Origin of the sequence: Lentimicrobium sp. L6, assembly GCF_013166655.1 — a bacterium.
Taxonomy (GTDB): domain Bacteria; phylum Bacteroidota; class Bacteroidia; order Bacteroidales; family UBA12170; genus UBA12170.
The window spans coordinates 52,699-69,960 of record NZ_JABKCA010000018.1 but is presented as its reverse complement, the minus strand read 5'-3'; the positions used below and the strand labels follow the sequence as shown (position 1 = coordinate 69,960).

The 17,262-nt window shown below is 35.6% G+C and carries 22 protein-coding genes; 1 reads left to right on the top strand and 21 read right to left on the bottom strand.

What is annotated here, in order from left to right; genetic code table 11:
* Window positions 1-526: 526 nt before the first annotated feature.
* The 19 genes from HNS38_RS06590 to HNS38_RS06500 all read right to left on the bottom strand — a co-directional run bounded on the left by HNS38_RS06590 (window position 527) and on the right by HNS38_RS06500 (window position 14,003).
* Window positions 527-1,711, bottom strand: coding sequence for a DUF2062 domain-containing protein (locus HNS38_RS06590; protein WP_172279036.1), 1,185 nt, complete (start codon window positions 1,709-1,711; stop codon window positions 527-529).
* Window positions 1,699-2,070, bottom strand: a complete 372-nt coding sequence (locus tag HNS38_RS06585; protein ID WP_172279038.1) for a hydroxymyristoyl-ACP dehydratase — start codon at window positions 2,068-2,070, stop codon at window positions 1,699-1,701. The genes HNS38_RS06590 and HNS38_RS06585 overlap by 13 nt, the downstream gene beginning before the upstream one ends.
* The gene (locus HNS38_RS06580; protein WP_172279040.1) at window positions 2,070-2,663 is read right to left on the bottom strand and encodes a hypothetical protein; all 594 of its coding nucleotides are present in this window, start codon (window positions 2,661-2,663) and stop codon (window positions 2,070-2,072) included. Before HNS38_RS06580 ends, HNS38_RS06585 begins: the two co-directional genes overlap by 1 nt.
* A gap of 7 nt (window positions 2,664-2,670) precedes the next feature.
* Window positions 2,671-3,306 carry an outer membrane lipoprotein carrier protein LolA gene (locus tag HNS38_RS06575; protein ID WP_172279042.1) on the bottom strand — a complete coding sequence of 212 codons (636 nt, stop codon included), beginning with the start codon at window positions 3,304-3,306 and terminating at the stop codon, window positions 2,671-2,673.
* Window positions 3,307-3,357: 51 nt separating this feature from the next.
* Window positions 3,358-3,822, bottom strand: a complete 465-nt coding sequence (locus HNS38_RS06570; protein WP_172279044.1) for a DUF2141 domain-containing protein — start codon at window positions 3,820-3,822, stop codon at window positions 3,358-3,360.
* Between the two features lie 9 nt (window positions 3,823-3,831).
* On the bottom strand, window positions 3,832-4,647 hold the full coding sequence (locus tag HNS38_RS06565; protein WP_172279046.1) for a polysaccharide deacetylase family protein: 816 nt from the start codon (window positions 4,645-4,647) through the stop codon (window positions 3,832-3,834).
* Window positions 4,648-4,784: 137 nt separating this feature from the next.
* Entirely contained in the window at window positions 4,785-5,204 is a 420-nt protein-coding gene (locus HNS38_RS06560; protein WP_172279048.1) for a PIN domain-containing protein, read from the bottom strand.
* Window positions 5,204-5,449, bottom strand: a complete 246-nt coding sequence (locus tag HNS38_RS06555; RefSeq protein WP_172279050.1) for a DUF6364 family protein — start codon at window positions 5,447-5,449, stop codon at window positions 5,204-5,206. The genes HNS38_RS06560 and HNS38_RS06555 overlap by 1 nt, the downstream gene beginning before the upstream one ends.
* 198 nt (window positions 5,450-5,647) lie before the next feature.
* Window positions 5,648-6,667: a beta-ketoacyl synthase N-terminal-like domain-containing protein gene (locus HNS38_RS06550; RefSeq protein WP_172279052.1), complete on the bottom strand. Its 1,020-nt coding sequence runs from the start codon at window positions 6,665-6,667 to the stop codon at window positions 5,648-5,650.
* 3 nt (window positions 6,668-6,670) lie between these two features.
* The gene (locus tag HNS38_RS06545) at window positions 6,671-7,855 is read right to left on the bottom strand and encodes a beta-ketoacyl synthase (protein WP_172279054.1); all 1,185 of its coding nucleotides are present in this window, start codon (window positions 7,853-7,855) and stop codon (window positions 6,671-6,673) included.
* Between the two features lie 9 nt (window positions 7,856-7,864).
* Window positions 7,865-8,119 carry a phosphopantetheine-binding protein gene (locus HNS38_RS06540; RefSeq protein ID WP_172279056.1) on the bottom strand — a complete coding sequence of 85 codons (255 nt, stop codon included), beginning with the start codon at window positions 8,117-8,119 and terminating at the stop codon, window positions 7,865-7,867.
* A gap of 24 nt (window positions 8,120-8,143) precedes the next feature.
* Window positions 8,144-8,767: a 3-oxoacyl-ACP synthase gene (locus HNS38_RS06535; protein WP_172279058.1), complete on the bottom strand. Its 624-nt coding sequence runs from the start codon at window positions 8,765-8,767 to the stop codon at window positions 8,144-8,146.
* Window positions 8,768-8,770: 3 nt separating this feature from the next.
* Window positions 8,771-9,955 carry a beta-ketoacyl synthase gene (locus HNS38_RS06530; RefSeq protein WP_172279060.1) on the bottom strand — a complete coding sequence of 395 codons (1,185 nt, stop codon included), beginning with the start codon at window positions 9,953-9,955 and terminating at the stop codon, window positions 8,771-8,773.
* A 101-nt stretch (window positions 9,956-10,056) separates the two neighbouring features.
* Entirely contained in the window at window positions 10,057-10,491 is a 435-nt protein-coding gene (locus HNS38_RS06525) for a thioesterase family protein (RefSeq protein ID WP_172279062.1), read from the bottom strand.
* Between the two features lie 4 nt (window positions 10,492-10,495).
* Window positions 10,496-11,497 (bottom strand): BtrH N-terminal domain-containing protein, encoded by a 1,002-nt coding sequence (locus HNS38_RS06520; RefSeq protein WP_172346170.1) that lies wholly within the window; start codon window positions 11,495-11,497, stop codon window positions 10,496-10,498.
* On the bottom strand, window positions 11,497-11,901 hold the full coding sequence (locus tag HNS38_RS06515; protein WP_172279066.1) for a hypothetical protein: 405 nt from the start codon (window positions 11,899-11,901) through the stop codon (window positions 11,497-11,499). Before HNS38_RS06515 ends, HNS38_RS06520 begins: the two co-directional genes overlap by 1 nt.
* Window positions 11,898-12,332 carry a hypothetical protein gene (locus HNS38_RS06510; RefSeq protein ID WP_172279068.1) on the bottom strand — a complete coding sequence of 145 codons (435 nt, stop codon included), beginning with the start codon at window positions 12,330-12,332 and terminating at the stop codon, window positions 11,898-11,900. The genes HNS38_RS06515 and HNS38_RS06510 overlap by 4 nt, the downstream gene beginning before the upstream one ends.
* Window positions 12,332-12,676, bottom strand: coding sequence for a hypothetical protein (locus HNS38_RS06505; RefSeq protein ID WP_172279070.1), 345 nt, complete (start codon window positions 12,674-12,676; stop codon window positions 12,332-12,334). Before HNS38_RS06505 ends, HNS38_RS06510 begins: the two co-directional genes overlap by 1 nt.
* A gap of 103 nt (window positions 12,677-12,779) precedes the next feature.
* Window positions 12,780-14,003: a beta-ketoacyl-ACP synthase III gene (locus HNS38_RS06500; RefSeq protein WP_172279072.1), complete on the bottom strand. Its 1,224-nt coding sequence runs from the start codon at window positions 14,001-14,003 to the stop codon at window positions 12,780-12,782.
* Window positions 14,004-14,172: 169 nt separating this feature from the next.
* Between HNS38_RS06500 and HNS38_RS06495 the strand changes: the two genes are divergently transcribed.
* The gene (locus HNS38_RS06495; protein WP_172279074.1) at window positions 14,173-15,420 is read left to right on the top strand and encodes a T9SS type A sorting domain-containing protein; all 1,248 of its coding nucleotides are present in this window, start codon (window positions 14,173-14,175) and stop codon (window positions 15,418-15,420) included.
* Window positions 15,421-15,437: 17 nt separating this feature from the next.
* Here HNS38_RS06495 and HNS38_RS06490 read toward each other — a convergent pair whose 3' ends face one another.
* Both HNS38_RS06490 and HNS38_RS06485 read right to left on the bottom strand, forming a co-directional pair.
* Entirely contained in the window at window positions 15,438-16,361 is a 924-nt protein-coding gene (locus HNS38_RS06490) for a dialkylrecorsinol condensing enzyme DarA (protein WP_172279076.1), read from the bottom strand.
* A 4-nt stretch (window positions 16,362-16,365) separates the two neighbouring features.
* Complete coding sequence (locus HNS38_RS06485) at window positions 16,366-17,259, bottom strand: lipid A biosynthesis acyltransferase (protein WP_172279078.1); 894 nt, start codon at window positions 17,257-17,259, stop codon at window positions 16,366-16,368.
* Window positions 17,260-17,262: the final 3 nt, after the last annotated feature.

Below are 17,262 nucleotides of genomic sequence, written 5' to 3'. Positions count from 1 at the left end.
GAATAGTTTGAACTGCATTAATTTATAAACCCTCTCCAACTCTCCAACTCTCCAACTCTCCAACTCCCGTATAATGTAGTTTCACGCAAAGAAAATGTAAAGGGAAATCACAAAGTTCGCGAAGGGATAAAAATGAACACAGATGAGACGGATTGAACAGATTCTCACGGATTGCTTTGAATAAATCAAATGGAAAAATGCATGAGGGAATCAATAATTCGCCAGCTCGCCAGCTCTCTTTTCAAGCATGAATGAGGAAATGATTTAATGATAGAATAGTTTGAACTGCATTAATTTATAAACCCTCTCCAACTCTCCAACTCTCCAAGTCCCATATAATGTAGTTTCTCACAAAGTAAACGCAAAGGGAAATCGCAAAGCTCGCCAAGAAATATGAACACGGATAATACGGATTTAGGGGATTTACACTGATTATGAAACCCATTTCTAATGACTACAACCTTGAACTTTGAACCTTAAACCTTAAACCTTAAAACTTGAACCTTAGGCTTTAAACTATCAGTCCCTACCCCTCTTTTCGCCAAACTTTTAAAACAGACCAGCTAAGCCCCCAAGCTCCAATTCCAGAAACTATAGCCAAGATTACAGCTCCAAGGTAATACTGCAGTAAATCTTCTTTAACATCCTCAAAAGACAAATCGGAGGACAGCTCCGGAAATGTATTTCCACCAAGTAGAGCTGCTCCAGTTAGAAAACTAAAATAAATAATAAAAGGTATGATGGGTGGAACAGAAATATTAGCGGCAATAAGTACAATGGCTTTATTGAGTTTAAGCGGAATGGCAAGCGCGACAGCAATCAGCATTTGAAATCCCCAAACTGGAAAAATCCCCATAAAAATACCAAAGCCAATACTCTTAGCTATAGACTTATTGGAATCTTTAGTTTTTAAAACTTCCTCTAAAATAATTTTCTTTAATTCACCATTAAAAATACGACGGGTTAAATCACGGGGTTTAATCCATAATAAAGCAATCAGCACCAATAAACTATTGAGGAGACTAATCCTAAAAAAATCCCAGAACTTACGGAAATGCGTAATTCTATCATCAGGATATTTTACTTCGATTGGAACCCAAAGCATGGCCACTCCTTTCCAACTCAACCTGACTATGCTCTCTATCTCAAACTCGTAACGTGTGGTGATAAATCGCATCTTTTTAAAATGGGATAAGGGATATAAACGATAACCCGATTGTGTATCAGGGAGACTCTTTCCTGTTTCCAGTTTAAACCAAAAATTACTGAATTTATGTCCAAAGCTAGAACCACCAGGGACACCATCGGCGCTTTCCATATTTCTAGCTCCAATAATCATTGCGCCAGGCTCCTCCTCTACTTTATCGAGAAAAGCTTCCAAATCTTTTGCCAAATGCTGGCCATCAGAATCTATAGAGATGAGATAATCGTAGTCATTTTCTAAAGCCCAATCAATTCCTGTTTTTAAAGCGACTCCTTTGCCTTGGTTTTGCTCATGATGCAATACTTTAATCTGAGAATACTGCTCTAGAATCTGAGCTGTTTCATCACTACTGCCATCATTTACGACCAATACAGAATGGGTATAGGACAATACATCCTCCAAAACTCCTTTTAGCTTTGGAGCATTATTATAGCTGGGAATTAAAACCAAAGTCTTTAAGGTTTCAAAACGAGGTTGCAGCTGATATGGAGTTTCTATTGTTGCCATTCTAGTTTTCCAGTCATTTTGAAAAATACAATATCCTCTTTAATCATTTGGGCTTTAACTTTAAAAAGCCTCTCCTCCGTTTTACCCACATTAATTTCCCAATTCACCACATCTAAGTGTTCAGGGTTCAACATTTGTAAAAACTTAATTTGTCCAGCACTTTGAATTAAAAATTTCTTTTCTTCCGCTATTTCTAGTAATTCCTTTACCATTTGCATCATAGTCACGCCAGGCAGCACAGGGACATCGGGAAAATGGCCTTTAAAAATAGGATTGGTTTTAATGAGTTTGATTTCAGCTTTTAATACAAAATCCTGATAATCTATATTTTGAATAGTATATAATTGATCTTTAAGCATTATTCAATTTTTTTTAAACTGATGGCAATATCGGGATTCTTTTGTATAATAGAAATCATATCCTCTCCTACTTTTTCTGCCGTAGCCCATAGTTTATTTTTCCCTCTAAAGCGTTCTACTTTTTTTAAATCATCTTGCTCCAGAAAATATATAGAATGTATCTGAGGAGCGTAAACTAATAATTCCTGATCTGAAGAATAAGTCTGAACTTCTATATTAAAATCTTGAGGAAGAAGCATGAGTATATTGAGTGCCATGGAGTGTTTCACAAACTTGTAGTCCATGTGTTTCATGATGTGGTTCATCTGATAATCGCCATTCTTGCTAATGGTTAAATCCATCACTTTTAAGCCAAAATCGGTAATCATCACTGCACGAAAATTGGTATCCTGATTTTTGAGAATCAGTTGCCCACTTAACTTTTGACCAAAAGCATCAACTTTGCTTCTATAATGAATTTCATTACTGGACTGAAAACTCGCTAAGCCCTCTATTTTCAATTTGGTAGACTCACTTTGCTTGTCTAGCTTTTTCAACACACTAGGCTGACAGGAAATCAATAGCAGTAGTCCTAGCGCCCATACAATATGCATCAATCTTTTATTTGAAAACATCCTCAACAATTTCTTGGTTTAATTGTTTATTAAAAAAAGCAATTTTGGTATAATCACCTCCCGATTCCATCATAATCAACTGATTAACATCTAGTTTTTCTTTATCAAAGAATATTTCTATATGCTGTAGATAAGCACTTAAATCATCAGCTAAAGGAATAAACCTCACAATGATATTGTTTTCGTCCTCAAAATACTCTTTTTTATAATTAGCCTCTTCATCTAATAGTTTTCCTTGAATACTGCCTGCAATCAGGCCATTCATTTGCTCAAACATCTTATTGGCACTTAAGTCGGTAGAATATTCATCACCATCATCTTTCACGGTTAATAAACCATCGTTCATGATCATGATATAAGCATATGGCTTTTGGTATTCCCATCTGATTTTTTCTTTTTGCATAAACCAAAACTCACCTTCAGAAACAATAGGCGTTTCCAAAAAGCTTAAAACTTTCTCTTGCTTAAAACTGGAATGTAAAGTTTGAATTTCGGTGGTGTATTGATTGATTTTCTTCAACCAGGTTTCTGGCTCTTCTAATATTCTATATTGAGCCATCATGGTAAAAGGCATCAGAATAAATAAAGTAAATAGTAAAGATATATGTAAATGTTTTTTCATGTTTTCCATTTAAGATTCTCCAAAAATCGTTTGCAAAAGTAAGGAATACTTTTAGTCTTTCTTTTTGGGTTTTCTATAAATTAAAACTAATTGCTGATGATGCTCTTTTCCACCTTCCACTAAAAACTTGGCCTGTTCAAAAAACGGAGGTCCAAACTTTCTTAAAGCAGCATTGCTAAAAGCAAAAGGTTCGGCAGGGATTCCGAATTTCTTGGTATCCAATTCTTGGTTATTATTTAAATCTTGAATGATGGACATAGCGTATTCACCATCGGGAAGATTATTGAAACTGACCCTCAGCTCATGGGCTTTTACTTCCACAATCTTCCTATATTTCTCTTCTACTTCACCACCAGGAAACTTGGCAGAATCACTGGTTAAAGACAGGTATAGCTTACCTTCCAAAAGTTCGATATTCTTAATTTGAACCTGGAGGGTATTCTCATTTTGTGCTTGAAGCAATCCTTGAAATAAGATTAAAGCAAAACTTAGGATACATATTATATTTCTCATCATATCAGGCCATTACAGCTTATTTGGATTTAAATCAAAGTGCTCACTCAACCAAGGTAAGGCTTGCTGAAGTAATGCTATGGTACGTAATCTATTATCATGAAAAAGAAGGATTTCACCACCTTTAATCTTATTCTTTATGGATTTTAATATCACTTCGTTGGTGCGCCTACTCCCATCAAAACTTCTAAAGCTCCATGCTACAGATTTCATGCCAGATTTTTTAATCAAATTTGCTATTCTAGGATTTGTTATCCCAAAAGGTGGACGAAAAAACTGGGTCTTCTCACCAGCAATTTGCTCAATAAGTTTATTCGTTTTTTCTACTTCAGCTAACATTTTTTTTTCTGAGAAAATATCAAAAAGATGATGATGACTATAGGTATGGCAGCCAATAATATGGCCTCTTGATTTTATTTCTTCTAATAGCAAAGGTGCTTCCTCTGCCTGTTTTCCAATCACAAAGAAGATGGCTTTAGCTTGATATTGGTCTAATAAATCAAGAACCAATGGGGTATAAACTGGATGTGGTCCATCGTCAAAAGTTAATAGCACTTTACTTGTATCCTCTATTTTTTGAATGGATGGAAGAAAGAAATTCAAACGAATATTCACAACTCCCAAAACGATGATAAAAAGGTAGATGGCAATAGGGATAATGAGGCAATAATAGGATGTGAAACTTGCAGCTGCTAATGCTATCAGAATGGCAAAAACAATAAAAATTAGGATATTGATATTTCTATAGTTGAGCAATCTAGAATATAAGGAAGTAGATTTCTCAAATGGTGTTTCAATAAATCCATTGTTCTTTTTATTATTGCTCATATAACAATATTTTCTATACCTTGAGTGAATACACAGACAATACAGCACATATACATTTTAATTCCAGTTTTAATTATTTTTGTCCACTTATCATATTAAACAACATAGCCTACATTAAAGGTGAGTATTTATTTGCATTAGGCTTTCATGAATCTAACAAAACTTTCTGGTGTCAAGACAGCTATTTCACTTTTCTTAAAGTCTTTCACATTTCTAGTAATGATCGCTTCTATTACTCCACTTTCAACAGCTGAATAATTCTGTAATGCATCTTCAAAATCTTTGAATTCAGAATTTAAAGCACCTTCAATTACGGTTCTATTCATTTGTAAAACCTGAGTTATGCTCAACAATTGTTTTAATTTCTCTATTACCTTAAGGTGAGGGGCTGTTCGTCGCAATAAATAATACGTATTACTGATGATAACAGGTGTTACAAAACCTTCTATCTGTTTGCGTTCGCACATGCTCAAAATTATTGCCGAATTTTCAGAAAATGGTTTCCTATCAAAGAAAAAATCAAGGATTACATCTGTATCTATCAATATCTTTTTCATTACATGTATTTTTCTGACAAACCTTTAGATAATTCTTTTTTATAATCAAATGGTTCTGTTGACTTAAAACTTCCTCGCATAGAAGTAATTAATGGAGATAATTCTTCCTCTACTTTCAGTTCTTTAGTTATTGCTTTTAAATAGTTTTCTATGATATCAGATAAGCTACGACCTTTATCTTTAGCATAAGCCTTTGCCTTTTCAATAACAGATTGCTCTATTGTTAATGTTAATTTGGTGTTCATATTGATTGTTTTAAATACACACGTGCAAAGATAACATATTCTACACGTCCGTGCAAGTATTATATTATTAGCACGTATAAAAGAACCTTAATAATAGATTATATATCCCATACATCATCAAAAATATTTTAAAGACATGAATAGGTCAGCTATAAAGGACATAACTTAAAAAAGGGCAATAAAACTAATCATTTTGAATTATTTGGACAAAAGAATTAAACTATGTTCTTTTTCTAGGAACTGATTATAAATCAGTACATGTTTTATATCCTGAGGAATGGAACCCGAAACCAAAATACTTTCTGGAACCAGCTGCTTTTTTAAAATTTGGGAAGCCAACCAAAAAGCAAAAGCTGAAGAGGTATAATATTCTCCACATAAGTTCTTAAATTGAGCAACACAGCTGTTTTCAAAAACAGTTTTCTGCAGTTTTTCGTACTTGTTTTGCTCCGCTTCTACTCCATTAAAACCCATTAAAACTATACATTCAGATTTATCAACAGCATGTACTTTCAACAAATTCTCCACCTCAGATTCTATAACAGAATCCTCTGGTTTATATATGGTTTTTAATTCCTTTAACTCCGCATATGTTGTATCGGAGGCATTCTCCTCTAAAACAAAGAAACCAGAACCTTGTCCAGCCACGGCGCCATCCTCATTATCATAATGAGCCATGGTCATCAATAGCCTACTATGATTATCTGTCATCTCATCGAAACCACCAACCAAAGCATTTTCTATTTCTCCTCCACCAATCATTAATTGTGCATCGAGGAGGGCAGATTCGAAGCTAAAACCACGGTTCACATAAGTCATATTATAATTATGACATCCCAATCCGATGGCTATTCCTCCACCAAGGGTATTATGAGTAGATTGTATAAAAGAAGTTGGGGTGAGCAGGGTCTCTTTGTTTTCTGACATGGCCATGAGAAACTTTTCCGTATCTGCTGCACAGCCCAAACCAGTTCCAGTGAGGATGGCTTCCGGGTTTTCTAATCCGCTATCATTTAAAGCAATCTTAGCAGAAACTATTCCGTTTCTAATAATCTTACTCATTCTTCGCAATTCGCGAGGAGCAATATATTCCTTATAAGGAGGCTCAGCAATTTTAAAATAATCGCCATCAAGCGCTATTACCTCTTCCAAAAAAACTGCATTGTCTTTAGTTTCTTGAGGAGATATCAAGCCTATTCCATTTATATATATTGCCATACTTTATTTTCTTGATAATATGATACTTGAATTATTTCCTCCAAAACCAAAGGAATTAGAAAGCACATAATTCAAAGGCTTTTTTACTAATTCAGTTTGTGGAGAAAAGCTCAATTCTTCCATTTGATTGGAGAAATTAAGGTTTGGAAAAATGATTTGGTTTTGCAAAGCCAAAATCACAAAAACAGCCTCAACACTACCTGCTGCAGCAAGGGTATGACCGGTATAAGGCTTAGTAGAACTTACTGGAGGAATATGCTCACCAAATACTTTCATGATGGCTAATCCCTCTGATAAATCATTATTATTGGTAGCTGTTCCGTGAGCATTGATATAGTCTATTTGCTCAGGCTTGAGATTAGCCATTTTTAAAGCATTTGACATGGCCATAGCAGCACCATTTCCTTCGGGTGAACTTGCGGTTTGATGAAATGCATCATTAGCATTGGCATAACCTTCCACATAAGCATAAACTTTACTTTCAGGACTTAAATCGCTTTCGCGTTCTAACACTAAATAAGCAGCACCCTCTCCTAGATTTAATCCTGCTCTAGTTTGGTCAAAACTTCGACAATGCTCTTTATCTAAAATCATAAGAGAATTAAATCCATTCAAAGTAAAAAGAGAAAGAGCATCCACTCCACCAACCAAAACCTTATCGAGTTTTCCACTTCGAAGCATTCTTGAGCCCAACATCATGGAATTGGCAGAACTACTACAAGCAGTGCTTATGGTGGTCATAAAGTCTTTAATCCCTAAAAAATCTGCAATTCTTTCGGTGCTATCTCCAGCATCGTGAGTATCAATGAAAAAGCTTTCTCCTCCTCCATTCTGAAAATCGGCATAGTATTTTTCAGAAGTCCGCATTCCGGCTACTGTAGTAGCAGAAATAACACCTGCCCGCTTAGAATTCTCCTTTGAGGAATCTTTCCAAGCTTCTTGAGCCGCTATTAATGCCAAGAGTGTGGTTCTGGTAAATTCTCTACTATACTTTATTCCTAGAATCTCGGCTAACTCCTCGTCGGTCTTGTTGACTTCAGCCACTGGAAATTCCTTATGAATACTTTCCAATAGCTCCATCCTCTTAATTCCCGATTTTTGATGCAGAAGAGAATCTAGGTTCTCCTCCACATTTAAACCTAAAGAACTAATGATACCAATTCCTGTTATTGCAATGCGTTCAGCCATTTATAGCTTTTATTTTTGGTGAGCAGTAATGTATTCTGCCATTGTTTTAACTGAGGCAAATATGTCTTTTCCTTTTTTAGGATCTTCCACTTTTATACCATAGTTTTTTTCCAATAACACAATCAATTCCAAAGCATCGATAGAATCTAATCCTAAACCATCTCCAAATAAAGGCTCATTGATATCAATATCATCTGGCTCCATATCTTCTAAGTTTAAAGCCTCTATGATCTCTACTTTTAATTCTTGTATTAACTTATCCATTATTATATGTTTTTCTTATTTTCTTTATTGTGTTGCCAAAGCTTTTGATTTCTGATACAATTCTTCAATCAATTTGGCATCTATATGCTCAGCATCCTCCTTTTTTGTAAAAAAGACAAATGCTTCATAATCGTCTTCATCAGCATCTACAAAACCACCAATGAGCATATCAGCTTTATCTGCAGTATACATGCTTTTTATATATTGACACACAAATTTGGCATCAAATTCATTATTCACAAAAACAGCATTCTCCCCTTTAAAACCATGGCGAATACAGATTTCACCTGTCATCACATTGGGGAGGGTATAAACGAAATTGGCTGGACTGGGAAAATAGTTTTCCTTATCGTTAATAGTAATTTGATGTTTCATATCCACCAAATAGGTAGACACCTTATTTTCAAGCACAATGCCATTACGTTCTGCACTTTCTGAACACTTTTTATCTTTTAAAAGAACTTCTGCGGCTAAAAAGCCAAGCTTGCTCAAAGGATCCATTTTAAAATACTTTGAATATTTGATATCAGCATACTTATAGACTTCTTTCAAATACTTCACAAAAATAGAGTTTTCACCCTTTAAAACAAGTTGCCCATTCACAAAAAGGCAAGACTTCGCAATATATACATGTTTTATTTCTTGCATAGCTTAAACTTTTTCTGATTTACTAATGATTACAGCAGCATTACAGCCCCCAAATCCGCTAGCCGTCTTGAGGATGTTTTTCATGGAATAATCTTTTGTTTCTTGTGAAATATGCAGTGGCATTGAAACACCGTGCTTTTCGAAACCTAGTGATTTGAGTATTTTTTGGTCGATGAGGTTATGAATAGCAACGATAGACTCTATGACACCTGCAGCTCCAATAGTATGCCCAAAGTAGGCCTTTAAAGAATTAACAGGCTTTTCTTGTAGTCCAGCTAAATTCAAAGCTTTGCTTTCCATTTCATCATTATATGGAGTAGCTGTTCCATGAGCTGACACATGATCGATATCATCACTGGTCACTCCAGCTTCTTTCATAGCAGAGCTGATGGCAAAAAATTGTCCATCACCAGTACGAGAAGGACCAGAAATATGGTTGGCATCATTGCTTGAACCTCCTCCCAATACTTCTAAAATGTCTTTATTATTCTTTAAATATTTCTCATTTGAAGAAAGGAAAATACACCCTGCGGCTTCTCCGAGGTTCAGACCATCACGACCTTCATCAAATGGTTTGCAAACATTAGCGCTTAGCGATTGAAAAGACATAAAACCACTCACCACAAATTCGGTGAGCATATCAGCACCCACAATAATTACATTTTCGTAAACACCTTGCTTAATGAATTTTGAAGCAATATGTAAGGCCTCCACTCCACTGATACAAGCATTAGACAATACTCTTGCTTTGTTCTCGAATCCCCAGAATTGGGCAATGACCTCAGCGGCTTTGTATAGCATACTTCTTTCCTTTCCCCATTTCTCCATCAATTCCTCTTGCAAAAGATCAATATTCCCTTTGGTTGTAGAAAGGATAAATAAGGTGTTTTTATCTGTGGGAAAGGCTTGCTCACGATACACTCCTGACATGGAGATGATGGCCATTTTTTCGAATCTGGTGAACTCAAACTCTTGGGGCAACTTACTCATCATCAATAAAGAACTAAAACACCTGTTTAATTGCTTATCATCGAGCCTAGCTCCCATAAAAGGTTCAGGATAAAGTTGAATATCCTCAATTCTCTGAACGCCACTTTTTCCAGCATATAACGCCTTCATGTTTTCCTCAGTACCAAATCCCAAAGAACTAATCATGGAGTCTCCTACTATATATGTTTTCTTGTTCATACTGTCTTTTTATTGCAGTTAACTGTTGGCCATTTGCTGTTGGCATATCTCTGCTAACATTAACTGTTCACAATTCTCTTTTCGCTATTCACTATTACCTGTTAACTATCTTCTATCAATCCCCACTTCTTCTTCCATTCTATACCAAATGCAGGATGATTCAATGACAGTTCCAGATTTTTAATATCTAGAAAAACCTGAATAGTTTTGGCTTTAGCCACCTGTACTCCATCCGATTTTCTATATAATCTATACTTAAACATCAATTTAGCAGCTGCCGTATTTACATATTCTGCTTCGGCAATAACCGTATCACCATATCTCAATTGTTGTTTATAATCGATATCTACTTTTACTATTGGGCTAACAAATCCATGCTTCTCCACATCGAGATATCCCATTTCATATTTAGCTCCAAAAGCCTCTCGGGCCTCCTCCAAATACTTCACATAATGCCCATGCCAAACAATGCGTAAACTATCCACTTCGTTGAAGCGAACTTTTATTTCTGTTTGGGCTTTTAATATCACTGACATGTGCTTATTTTTTAATTTTCTTCAAGTCTTTATAAACTTGTTCTTCTCTATCTGCGATGACTAATAATATATCTGCTGCTTGATTATAAGCATCCTCCACTTGGCTTCTGTCTTTTACTATTCTTGCAGTAGCTACCGCGAAAGAGCGCCATAAATCGCCAATCTGAGTCATTTCTTCAGCCGTGTCATTGAGCCAATCTAACTCTAAAATCTCGGCAGCTTCTTGTAGAAAAGCAGCATACATAAAACGGAAACCAGCACCCCCAGTCCCAATTTCCTCCTGAGCTCTCACTATCTGACCTAAAAACTGAGAAGCTTTTCTCTTTCCTAATTTGGTAGGATAGTTCCTCACTTTTTTGGCCATGAAACGAATCCCTTTCACACCAAACATGGGAACAGGAATCCCCAACATATCTTTTGCTGTATGATGAATTCCTTTGATGATGGCTTTTTTAAAGTCAGGATTGGTAGGGATTTTATCAGCCCAATACATGTGTCCTTTGGGAGCAAATAAACCTTTGGCAAACCTTACTTTTTTCAGTTCTGCTTCCGTAAGGCTGGCATAGTCATCCATTACCGGATCGCTTATTTTATAATTCCCATTTTCTTTGCCAAAAACCACTAGGTTATGGGCATTGAAATGAAAACGATAAGGTGCAGGAAAATAGGATAAATGATAAACACCCACCAACATTCCCACAGGAATATCTTTTTGGAGGAGGCCATCTAAGGCAGCCATCCCCTTATCAGGACTTCTAAATTTCTTTCGTTTCACCGAGAAACCCAGTCTACGAGCCGCTCTGCGGAAAATCACACCTGGCAAAGGTCGAAAGGAGGTCACTGGAATATTATTCACCTTCACAAAAGGCATGTGTGAGAAAAACAATCCGGAGCCAATCCCGAAAATCATGGGTTCGCTCAATTTTATTCCATAGAAATGGAGCAAGTTTGAGGCAACGCCATTTTCGCAATGTGCTGATTGTTCGTGCTTAAAATCGATGGCCATTAAAGTAGTTCTTTCTTTTTTAGTGTTTCAATGCTGATTTCAAAGGCATCAGCATATTTTTCTAGTTTCTTATCATTGAGTTTAATGAAGTTCTTCATTTTAAGATGACGCTTTACCGTCCAGCGGAAAAAGCCAGTATAACCTGACAATACACTCAAATCCATGAGTTGTTTTTCCATATAATAGGCAATAGGACTCAATTCATTGGCTTCTACTTGTTCTCTAATCTCCTCCACCCTCTCGTGAACCGCATCCCATGCTTGCTGCATGATTACATTTTTCGGTTCCCAACCAACACTGCCTACTTTTATATATTTACCCTCCTCATCTACTGCATAACAAGGCTCAGTAAACTTACCTTCTAGCATATTGGCATCATCTTGAGGCACTTCTTGCTTCTTCATGATTCTGAAATTTGAGGGTTAAGAAAAATCTTTAATTCGCAGCTGGCCATGATTTCCGAGTCACAGAACACTTGCGCTTCAACAATGCTTGCATTAAGCACTTCATGTTTGATATTGATTTCTGTTTGAAGAATTTTTCCAACTGGGGGAAGTTGATGAACTTTCAAAGCTTTTACGGCACCTATAAAACCCAAAGGAGGCACTTCACCTTTTTCGGTCACTTCGTATCCCTTGCTTAAAGCAGCTGTTTGAGCCATATTCTCCAACAAACCGGCTTCAGTAAATACACCATTATCAACAAATACATTATCGGATAGAATTTCAAAGCCACTCACCGATTTGCGGTCTTCATGACTAATCAATCGGTCGACCATCATCATGGGCTCCCTTTGTGGAATGTATTTCTTAATATTTTCCAATCCAGAGACCATTATTCTACCACTATTTTTGCAGCCTTTTTTCCAAACTTATTGCATTTGGCTACCAATTTAATTTCATCACCTGCTTTAATACCATCCAATTTGAAATCGGCTTCTTCATTTAGAATTTCTGCTTGCTTTTCGAAAGTAGTGACTTTAACTTCTTCACCATTCACATAAATTGTGACATCAGAAATATAATGAGAATTCACATCTTTTACTTTGTGAATCATATCCGCAGTTAAAGTACTAGAGGCTTTGTTAAAAGTTAAGATTATCTTTTTAGGAGCATGGGCCATTATAGTCATACTTATCATTAAAATGGCAATGATTGAGAATAATATTTGCTTTTTCATCTTTTTGTTTTTTAATTAATCATTAATTAAATACTGAGTCAAATAACTTAGTTGACGATATTTTCAACAAAGTCGTAACGAATATTCAAAACCACATGGCTTTTTACACCACAGTTAGTAGCGCATAAGCATAAGAAAAACGAGCCGATTCAGGCACCATTAGTAATAGCTTATCTCCTTTTTTCAGTTTATTGGTATTGAACAATTCTTCCATCATCAGGTAAACACTGGCAGCACCCACATTTCCCACTCTGGTGAGATTGGTAAACCATTTTTCCTGAGGAATGACTATATCGTTATTGGTTAAGTCTTCGATGATATGTGCACGGAAAAACTCAGAAGAAAGATGAGGAAGGAAATAATCCACATCATCAACTCCAAAATCTCGTTTGTCCATGACTTCTCGTAAAAACTCACCTCCTTTTTTGATGATATTCTTACCCAAAAGCTTCACATCCTGTCGCAAGGAGAAAAGGCTTTTAGTCATTATCTCCTCAGCATCATAATCACGCCAAGGCTTTATGCTGCCATCCTTTAATTTATCACAAGCAGCATACATACAGGTTTCCAGCTCATTGGAGAAAGATCGAAATTCTATCCACTCAATCTTTAAAGAATGTCCTTCTTTATTGGGTTTATTTTCTAGTAAAGCAGCAGCAGCACCATCTGATAGCATCCATCTCAAAAAGTCTTTTTCAAAACCTATGATGGGTTGTTTCTCTAAGTCTTTCCAGTTTTCGCTTTCTAACTTGAAGTTTTTGGCATGCATCCAAGTAGACTGTTTCTCGGAACCAAAGCTTACGGCATTCTTTGTATTGCCAGACATCACACTGAGGTAAGCATACTTTAAAGCTTGCATACCGGCATTACAGCTTCCTCCAGCCGACAATATCTCTGTTGAATTAATAGTATCAGGTCCTAATTCTCCTTGTACCATAGAGACATGAGAGGGTAAAAGCTGGTCAGGCGATGATGAACCTCCTGCCAATAATTCCATGTCTTTCAGACAAAAGTTGGAGCTCTCTAAATTACGAATGGCTTCGGCACAAAGTTGCGCATTGCTATGGGTACTATTACCATTTTTATCCAAAGCATAATAACGAGTTTTAATCTTATTATAGCGAAGGATGATTCTCTTAGATTTGGATGGTTTTCCATCAATAAGCCCTAGATAATCTTCCATTTCCTCATTAGGAACTGGTTGATTGGGTAAAAATTTTGATAATGCAGTTATATAAACGTGATTCACTTGCGTATTCTTTAGTTTTGGAACCTGCAAATATATTAAATCCTCGCAATTTATCAGCTTTTCAAGATTAGGAATCATGCTATTCAAAATCAGACTAAAAAGAAGAATACTGATTATTAATTGATGAGAAAACTACTAACGAAACACTTAGGTTAACCAAAAAGGGATTTCAAAATTTTTTAATACTTTTACTTCTTCATATCAAACTAGCTAGCATAGTATAAAACCCAATTATAAACGTTAAAACATGTTCCTCAAACTAAAATCTTTTTTTCTCTTTTTCCTTCTAGTAATGGAATTACACAGCTTTGCACAAGATTTTTGGGAACAATTGTATTTTCCAGACACAGTTTCAATTAAATGTATTAGTACCAACAATCAAGGTCATATTTTTATTGGAACTGGTGCTACTACAGAAATAGGAGCATTATACCGGTCTATTGACAATGCCCAAACTTGGGAAACTATGTTTAATAATGGATCATTAAGTATATCCTGTATTGATATTAATGAAAATGGTAAAATATTTCTAGGAAAAAATGGCCCCGAAAGTATTGTGATGTCAGAAGATAATGGTCAGACATGGGAAGTTGCAGACCTACCGGATGTGAGTTTCGGTAATGTAATGAAAATATTCTGCATAGGAAACGATACCATTTATGTTAGTCTTTGGGGAGGAAATGGTTCATTAATCACATTCTCATTTGATGGTGGCAATTCTTGGGAACATACTTATATTAATAGTGAGAGTAATGCCTATGCTTCTGATATAGATATGACGAGTTCTGGAGAACTATATGTGAGTACAATAGGAATGAATAATAATACTGGCGGAGTATACAAATCTATTGATGGTGGATATTCATGGGATTTTACAGGTCTTTTTAATCACCAAGTATACTGTTTAGAAATCAACCCTTTAAATGAAGTATTTACTGGAGATTGGGATAGTTTTTATCCTGAGCCAAATGGAATCTATGCACTTCTTGAAGGCCAAACAGAATTTGAAAAAGTTGCTAATGGCTATCATATAACAGATATCGCTATAAGTGAAGAAAATGAAATATTTGTAACAAGTAATGGGAGTATATATCGTTCTAATGATAATGGAGAAACATTCGAAAACATCCAAGATGAAAACTCACAATATATTAAGAAGTTATATATCGATCAGAATAACCTACTCTATGGTATAAAGCAAGATAAATTGATTAGAAGTATAGATCCATTAATTACAAATATCAATACAATTGCAAAAGATAATATTTGTATTTATCCAAATCCAAGCAGAGACTATATAAGTTTTGAAGGCCCTACTGCTATTGATGTTCCATACCTTATTGAAATAACGAATATTCAAGGAGAATGTGTATATTCTAAGTTAATACAAGTAGAAAACTCATACATAAATATAAAAGACTTACAGCATGGAGTTTATGTATTTGAGATAAAAAACTCTGATGACTTTTATCAATCAAAGTTTATTAAGCAATAGCAAACAATGTTAAAATCTTAAGAAACCACTGATTGATAGTATTTTATATTCCTCCTAATCCTCAAAAAGAACAAAGGATAAGTGATATAAAATACAACTGTTGCGATTGGTGCCATGAGGAAAATCATCAAGAGAAGATAGTTTTTGAATAGTTTTAATCTACCTACTCTAGCTGGATTACCTGGACCTCCTTTTTTTAGCACAAATTTGGTCCAAATTTTAAAAATCCTTTTGGCTTTGTGCTCCATGCTCATTAAATGAGGTAACACCTGAACTCCATTATTAGCAATATACTCTTCTTGCAGCTCATTTAACTGATCTGACTCCCACTTCTCTTTTAGAATTTCCCCATAGATATTACTGTTCTGAATATCTTGGTCGGAGACTCCTGGTTTTGGTAGCCATCCCCATTTTCTATCTTTTCGTCCAGTAAAAGCCCAATGCATAATAGTGATGACACTGGTTAGGTTATTTACTTTATCGAATAAAACTAAATGACCAATATAGTTTCCTTTGGCTTCTGAAATATAATTTCGAATACTTCTTTGTGCCATAAACCACATATTACGACAAGCATTGATAGTAATAATGGGTGTATCTTTTGCTAAATCTTTAAAATCTTGAGATTGAAGGAAAGCGGTAGTGGGTATTGATGGAGATAAGAACCAAGTTTGAAAACCTAATATAATTAAGTCATATTTCTGCTTGAGCTGAGGAGGGTAAGGTTTTAAATCGCAGCCTACCTCGGTAACAGATTCTGGAAATGAATCGAAAAACTGTTCGCTGGTCCATGGGAAAGGATAGTCGTTGAGGGGTTGAATTTGGTGGAAAAAGAACTCATAGTTTTCATCAGAATCAAAGGGACTTAAAAAACGGTCGATAATTTCTCTTACTTGCCCCGACTGACTATAATAAGCCACTAAAACCTTCTTTTTTTCCATGCTGCTAATTTAAGTTTTTTTCCTCCTCCCAAAACTCGAAAAAATTAAACCATTGATGGGGATATTTTTCAATCATGGTTTCGAGCTGTTTGATATAATCCTCCAAAATAGCAGCACTCACTACTTTTCTATCTTTTATACTTTTTATTTTGGGATAGGTTTTTCCTTCAGTAGCATAAAAATGATAATGCTTAGCGGTTTCTTTAAATGCAAAGGCAAAGCTCACTGGCTTATTAAATCGCGCTGCCAAATAAAAGGGACCATATGGAAAATGAGCATCTCTACCCATGAGTTTTGAAGGAATAAAAGGTGCTCCTTCTACAAATCTATCCCCATGAATCACAATCATTTCATTTCTGTCCAAAGCATTTTTTATGGCTAGAATATGGCTTAAATCATCTTTTAGAGGGATGATATTCATGGTCTTTTCCGATTGGGCATCATCTAAAATGGCTTTAATATTATCACGCTCATTCTCGAGCATTAGGATATTTACTTTGGTATCGAGACGCTTTAATAATTCTCCGGCCACTTCCCAATTTCCCATGTGGGCACCAATCATAAAACCACCTTCGCTCATATTTCGCAAATGCTCTTCTCCATCAAAATCGAAGGTAAACTGCTGACCATGGCCAGAAAGGGCTGCTACTTTGTCTATCAATACTTGACCGAAACGAAAGTTGTTTTTATAACGGCTAAAAAATGCCTTGAACTTAGATTGTTTAAGTATATTTTGAAAATAGAAACGTTGTGGTTTCTTATTGCCAAAGAAGACAAAATAAAAACCCACAAAATATAATAAGAAATAGGCAGAACGAATGCCCGCATATTTAATGAGGTAAATAAAAATCTGATAACCGAGGGGTGTTCCTCTTGATTGGCCTTTCCAGGAAGGCATAAC

What these genes read in the sequence shown, in the direction of transcription:
- HNS38_RS06590 (WP_172279036.1), bottom strand. Translation starts at nt 1,711, where the DNA reads ATGGCAACAATAGAAACTCCATATCAGCTGCAACCTCGTTTTGAAACC.
- HNS38_RS06585 (WP_172279038.1), bottom strand. Translation starts at nt 2,070, where the DNA reads ATGCTTAAAGATCAATTATATACTATTCAAAATATAGATTATCAGGAT.
- HNS38_RS06580 (WP_172279040.1), bottom strand. Translation starts at nt 2,663, where the DNA reads ATGCATATTGTATGGGCGCTAGGACTACTGCTATTGATTTCCTGTCAG.
- HNS38_RS06575 (WP_172279042.1), bottom strand. Translation starts at nt 3,306, where the DNA reads ATGAAAAAACATTTACATATATCTTTACTATTTACTTTATTTATTCTG.
- HNS38_RS06570 (WP_172279044.1), bottom strand. Translation starts at nt 3,822, where the DNA reads ATGATGAGAAATATAATATGTATCCTAAGTTTTGCTTTAATCTTATTT.
- HNS38_RS06565 (WP_172279046.1), bottom strand. Translation starts at nt 4,647, where the DNA reads ATGAGCAATAATAAAAAGAACAATGGATTTATTGAAACACCATTTGAG.
- HNS38_RS06560 (WP_172279048.1), bottom strand. Translation starts at nt 5,204, where the DNA reads ATGAAAAAGATATTGATAGATACAGATGTAATCCTTGATTTTTTCTTT.
- HNS38_RS06555 (WP_172279050.1), bottom strand. Translation starts at nt 5,449, where the DNA reads ATGAACACCAAATTAACATTAACAATAGAGCAATCTGTTATTGAAAAG.
- HNS38_RS06550 (WP_172279052.1), bottom strand. Translation starts at nt 6,667, where the DNA reads ATGGCAATATATATAAATGGAATAGGCTTGATATCTCCTCAAGAAACT.
- HNS38_RS06545 (WP_172279054.1), bottom strand. Translation starts at nt 7,855, where the DNA reads ATGGCTGAACGCATTGCAATAACAGGAATTGGTATCATTAGTTCTTTA.
- HNS38_RS06540 (WP_172279056.1), bottom strand. Translation starts at nt 8,119, where the DNA reads ATGGATAAGTTAATACAAGAATTAAAAGTAGAGATCATAGAGGCTTTA.
- HNS38_RS06535 (WP_172279058.1), bottom strand. Translation starts at nt 8,767, where the DNA reads ATGCAAGAAATAAAACATGTATATATTGCGAAGTCTTGCCTTTTTGTG.
- HNS38_RS06530 (WP_172279060.1), bottom strand. Translation starts at nt 9,955, where the DNA reads ATGAACAAGAAAACATATATAGTAGGAGACTCCATGATTAGTTCTTTG.
- HNS38_RS06525 (WP_172279062.1), bottom strand. Translation starts at nt 10,491, where the DNA reads ATGTCAGTGATATTAAAAGCCCAAACAGAAATAAAAGTTCGCTTCAAC.
- HNS38_RS06520 (WP_172346170.1), bottom strand. Translation starts at nt 11,497, where the DNA reads ATGGCCATCGATTTTAAGCACGAACAATCAGCACATTGCGAAAATGGC.
- HNS38_RS06515 (WP_172279066.1), bottom strand. Translation starts at nt 11,901, where the DNA reads ATGAAGAAGCAAGAAGTGCCTCAAGATGATGCCAATATGCTAGAAGGT.
- HNS38_RS06510 (WP_172279068.1), bottom strand. Translation starts at nt 12,332, where the DNA reads ATGGTCTCTGGATTGGAAAATATTAAGAAATACATTCCACAAAGGGAG.
- HNS38_RS06505 (WP_172279070.1), bottom strand. Translation starts at nt 12,676, where the DNA reads ATGAAAAAGCAAATATTATTCTCAATCATTGCCATTTTAATGATAAGT.
- HNS38_RS06500 (WP_172279072.1), bottom strand. Translation starts at nt 14,003, where the DNA reads ATGATTCCTAATCTTGAAAAGCTGATAAATTGCGAGGATTTAATATAT.
- HNS38_RS06495 (WP_172279074.1), top strand. Translation starts at nt 14,173, where the DNA reads ATGTTCCTCAAACTAAAATCTTTTTTTCTCTTTTTCCTTCTAGTAATG.
- HNS38_RS06490 (WP_172279076.1), bottom strand. Translation starts at nt 16,361, where the DNA reads ATGGAAAAAAAGAAGGTTTTAGTGGCTTATTATAGTCAGTCGGGGCAA.
- HNS38_RS06485 (WP_172279078.1), bottom strand. Translation starts at nt 17,259, where the DNA reads ATGCCTTCCTGGAAAGGCCAATCAAGAGGAACACCCCTCGGTTATCAG.